Source organism: Candidatus Zixiibacteriota bacterium (assembly GCA_021159005.1).
Taxonomy (GTDB): domain Bacteria; phylum Zixibacteria; class MSB-5A5; order UBA10806; family 4484-95; genus JAGGSN01.
Genome location: JAGGSN010000203.1, coordinates 1 through 4,371 on the forward strand (window position 1 = coordinate 1; position 4,371 = coordinate 4,371).

Genomic DNA, 4,371 nt, shown 5'->3' on the forward strand with positions numbered 1-4,371 from the left:
AGTTTTGCTTTTACGGCTTTTATTAAAAACGTAAAAAATTCACCCGCCTGATTAAGATAAGGAGCTTCTAAGGTTTTCAACTCATTATCAAGATAGTTGCTTTCTTCTGCCATATTATTATTTGATATACCAATACAGTTAATATTTTACCCTCAATCTTTGTATCGGCAATTGATGAATATACTTCAAAATAATTATAATGTGCCTGTAATATAGACATTTTAGCGCTATTATTTTTTCACAATATTAATATATGGAGAATATCTGTAAAAAATATCATATTTTAAGATGATTACCATCAAAAATCATCCAGCAGAATCAAATACTTTATATAGAAATCCCCCAACATCATTAAGCGATTTCCGGGCTTCATCAAAATCACAGCCCAGCTTAGCCATTATAATGGCCGTTTTAACATGACCGTTGGCATTTGTTAAAAAGATACCGGCATTATAATAATCACATCCTACCGTTTGCATAATTACACGTTTTGATCTCTCTATAAGTTTTTCGGAGGTTGCCTGCAAATCGACCATCATGTTTTTATAAACCTTGCCCAATTTTACCATAACGGCAGTGGTTGTCATTGTCAAAATCATTTTCTCGGCCAAGGCCGCTTTCATACGAGTCGAACCAGCCAGAATCTCAGGCCCGACAACCGGCGTGATTAACAAGCTATAATCATAACGACCATCATTAGTTGGGTTGCAGCATAAAAGAATTGTCTCTGCGCCTCTTTCCTTTGCCCGGTTTAATCCTGCAATTACATATGGAGTCCTTCGCGAAGCGGTTAATCCCATAACTACATCTTTTGGACTGGCGATAATGGTATTAATATCTCTTACACCAGCCTCGATATCGTCCTCGATTCCCTCGGCAGAGCGGACAAGCGTTGAATGACCGCCGGCTATCAAACCCACTATTTGTTCTGGCAATGTTCCGAATGTTGGCGGACATTCGGCGGCATCTAATATGCCAAGCCTGCCGGAGGTTCCCGCCCCGATATAGATAAGGCGGCCGCCGCTGTTTAAGGCTTTATATATCATCTCAACCGCTTTCGCAATCGATGGAATCTGCTGCCTCACAATTAAGGCGACAGATGCATCCTCAGCATTAATCAGCTCGAGAATTTCGGCAGTTGAAAGCTTGTCAAGATTTATACTTTGCGGATTAGATGATTCGGTTACTAATCGCTGCAGATATTCAAAAAGCTCGTGGCCGCTAAGGGGTGATTGTTCATTCATTATTAGCATTCCGTTTTACATGATATTTTCTCATCAAATCATTTTACTTTACAGGCTTGCTGGTTGTCAACAAAAGCTCTTATCAAATATTTTTTAATTTATAACATTACTGAATTTTTCCAACTCACCGTATTTATTGGAAAAAATCCTGCTGGTGATAAAAAATAGAAAAGCGGGAGACGGGTTTCGAACCCGCGACAAGCAGCTTGGAAGGCTACTGCTCTACCAACTGAGCTACTCCCGCAAGAATGCATAAAAATATAAGCCGCAAGATTGACAGTCAAGAACTATTATCCCATATTTTGCTGTTAAATAATGCAGCCTAATACTAACCTATTGTTTTATGCAGCCTCTTTTATAAAATCCTCTTGCCGCCTGTTCCATGTCTGCTTATCTTAAATTTATGGAGTTGTTTGAAAAAAGCGATAAACCCCAATCGCCATTAGCCGACCGTCTCAGACCGGAAACTCTCGATGAATTTGTCGGGCAAATTCATATACTCGCGCCAAACAAACCATTGTACGAGTCGATAAAAGCTGATAAAGTAGGCTCGATTATCCTGTGGGGACCGCCTGGCTCCGGCAAAACTACCTTAGCTCGACTTATTGCCGCTTACTCGAAAGCCGAATTTCAACCATACTCGGCAGTAACATCCGGCATCAAACAAATCAAGGAAGTTATTGGGCACGCCTCCCAACGGTTGAAACTTCAGGGGCAAAAAACAATCATGTTTATAGATGAGATACACCGATTCAATAAGGCTCAGCAGGATGCTTTCCTGCCGCATGTCGAGGCCGGAACGATTATTTTGATAGGCGCAACTACCGAGAACCCATCATTTGAGGTGATTTCGGCGCTTCTGTCGCGCTGCCGTGTTTATACATTAAACCAGCTTGCAGTTGAGGATATCAAAACAATCATTAAGCGGGCAGCAACCGATAAAAAACGCGGGTTAGGCGCAAAACAGATTATATTCGAAAGCGAATGCCTCGACCATCTGGCCGGGCTGGCCTCCGGTGATGCTCGAGTTGCGCTAAACCTTCTGGAGTTCGCCGCCGATACTATCAAACCTGATGATAAAGGCAGATTGGTTTTCACCATTAAGGTTTTAAACGAAGCGGTCCAAAAAAAATCACTATTATATGACAAGCATGGCGACCAACACTTCAATCTAATCTCATCATTGCATAAGTCTTTACGCGCCTCGGATGTTGACGCCTCGCTTTATTGGCTTTTCCGCATGCTGACAGCCGGCGAGGACCCGCTATATATCATACGCCGGATGGTTCGCTTCGCATATGAGGATATCGGCTTAGCTGACCCGCGCGCTCAGCAAATTGCCCTATCCGCTAAGGATACCTATCATTTCCTCGGCTCGCCGGAGGGAGAAATCGCCTTGGCCCAGGCGGCTATATATTTAGCGTTGGCTCCAAAATCAAATTCCGCTTATAAGGCAGAGAAGAAAACCCGTCAAACAATCAAGGACAATCCCGACTATCCCGCGCCTCTTCATATCCGCAATGCCCCCACCAATCTGATGAAAGAGCTCGACTACGGCAAAGGATACAAGTATGCCCATGATTATGAGGATGCTTTTGCCTATATGGAGTGCCTGCCGGAGGAAATGGTTGGCAAGCGATTCTATTTCCCCTCAGACAGGGGTTTGGAGATTAAGCTTAAAGAGAAGCTTGAATGGTGGCTGAGAAAAATGGCTGAGGAACGACAGGGGAAAAATGGCTAATTCTTCACGAAAATTTTAGACAATATATTCAATCCGCATTGATAAAGGCTGATGGTTGTATGCCTGCGTTCTTTTTAAAGGGGGTTTGATAATCTTTTCACGGAAGTCTTATCTGTTCCAAACCACAACTGACATTGTATAACAACCCAAACAATAAAACACGGCACAGCTTTCAATAAGTAGGGTTTTATAAAATGCGTTCTCAGATATATCGGGAATAAATCCGCAGCTGAAAATGATGTTAAAATCAGGGTAAGCCAAAGCAGGATATTATTCAATACAGACTTATCCTGTATCATATACCAAACAGCAATCCCGACCACAGCAATTATAAACATCGGGGATTCCGCCTTATAATTAAATATGATAATCCAAATAAGAAGCGAACATAAAAACATATGCCTGAAACAACTATTGCCGTATTCTCGAATCTTAATAAGCGGCGCAAGTAAAAACATTAACCCAATAATCATAGCAATCGTGTTCGGCAAGATTAACCCAAACCAGACCTTAGATATACCCATGACCGACAAGCCGACAAGATTTACAGCATCCCTTGTCAGTAAATTATACCAACTGCCATATAAAAATAGCAATTGCTTCACTGAAACGACTAATAATGGAAGCAATCCAATCACGATAAACCATATAACAAGATAAAGTAAAAATCTTGTTTTTCTGGGATAGAAAATAAACAGTATACCAGCCGCCGCTCCGAAAAGCTTGATATACATAGCCAGAACAACCACTAAAGCCGCCCAACAGCCTTTATCTCTCTCCATTAAAGCAAATGTGAGAATAAACATAGCCGCATATAATCCATTACTCTGGCAGTTCTGCAGCGAGGTAACAAGTTCCATTAAGATTATCCAAAGGATTAGAGCCTTCTTTTTATCCTCGATATTAAGTAATTTTACAGCAAAAAACAGCGGCATTGTATTTATAAGATTCCAGATTACCAAGCCCAAATAATCCGGCATCACAGATATAGGAGCCATTAAAAAAGCAAAAGATGGACTGTACTTATAATAATCATAGTGCAAACTTCGATGAAGAATATAAAGATCGTTATTACTTATCAGATTGAAAAACGAATACTTAAATATCAAAAAGTTGTTTATCATGCCAATCAGATATTTATGAATACTGACTGCTATTGAAACAATGATATATACCCGGAATAAAAGGTTAAGGTTTGTTAAGAAGTTTAGTCTTCTTATTCTATCGTTTATCATGTTAGTAAATATATCATCATATTAAATATGAATCCATGTTTAATTTCACTACTGTCCGGCCTTTTGTCCGCCTTAGGCGGATGCTATAGTGATGTCATTCCCACACTGCCCGCGTCATTCCCAACTTGATTGGGAATCCAGAGATTGGTCA

Annotated in this window: 3 protein-coding genes and 1 tRNA gene; 1 reads left to right on the forward strand and 3 read right to left on the reverse strand. The window is 40.7% G+C overall.

Annotation, left to right across the window (positions count from 1 at the left end):
- Positions 1-305: 305 nt before the first annotated feature.
- On the reverse strand, positions 306-1,244 hold the full coding sequence (gene murQ, locus J7K40_13080; GenBank protein MCD6163327.1) for an N-acetylmuramic acid 6-phosphate etherase: 939 nt from the start codon (positions 1,242-1,244) through the stop codon (positions 306-308).
- A 171-nt stretch (positions 1,245-1,415) separates the two neighbouring features.
- A tRNA-Gly gene (locus J7K40_13085) sits at positions 1,416-1,488 on the reverse strand.
- Positions 1,489-1,647: 159 nt separating this feature from the next.
- Here J7K40_13085 and J7K40_13090 point away from each other — a divergent pair.
- Entirely contained in the window at positions 1,648-2,985 is a 1,338-nt protein-coding gene (locus J7K40_13090; protein MCD6163328.1) for a replication-associated recombination protein A, read from the forward strand.
- A 74-nt stretch (positions 2,986-3,059) separates the two neighbouring features.
- Here the strand turns inward: J7K40_13090 and J7K40_13095 are convergent, their stop codons facing one another.
- Positions 3,060-3,983: a DUF2029 domain-containing protein gene (locus J7K40_13095; GenBank protein ID MCD6163329.1), complete on the reverse strand. Its 924-nt coding sequence runs from the start codon at positions 3,981-3,983 to the stop codon at positions 3,060-3,062.
- Between the last annotated feature and the right edge of the window lie 388 nt (positions 3,984-4,371).

Bases quoted from the DNA above. Each gene is read 5' to 3' on its own strand.
- murQ (MCD6163327.1), bottom strand. From the start codon at position 1,244: ATGAATGAACAATCACCCCTTAGCGGCCACGAGCTTTTTGAATATCTG.
- J7K40_13090 (MCD6163328.1), top strand. From the start codon at position 1,648: ATGGAGTTGTTTGAAAAAAGCGATAAACCCCAATCGCCATTAGCCGAC.
- J7K40_13095 (MCD6163329.1), bottom strand. From the start codon at position 3,983: ATGGCTCCTATATCTGTGATGCCGGATTATTTGGGCTTGGTAATCTGG.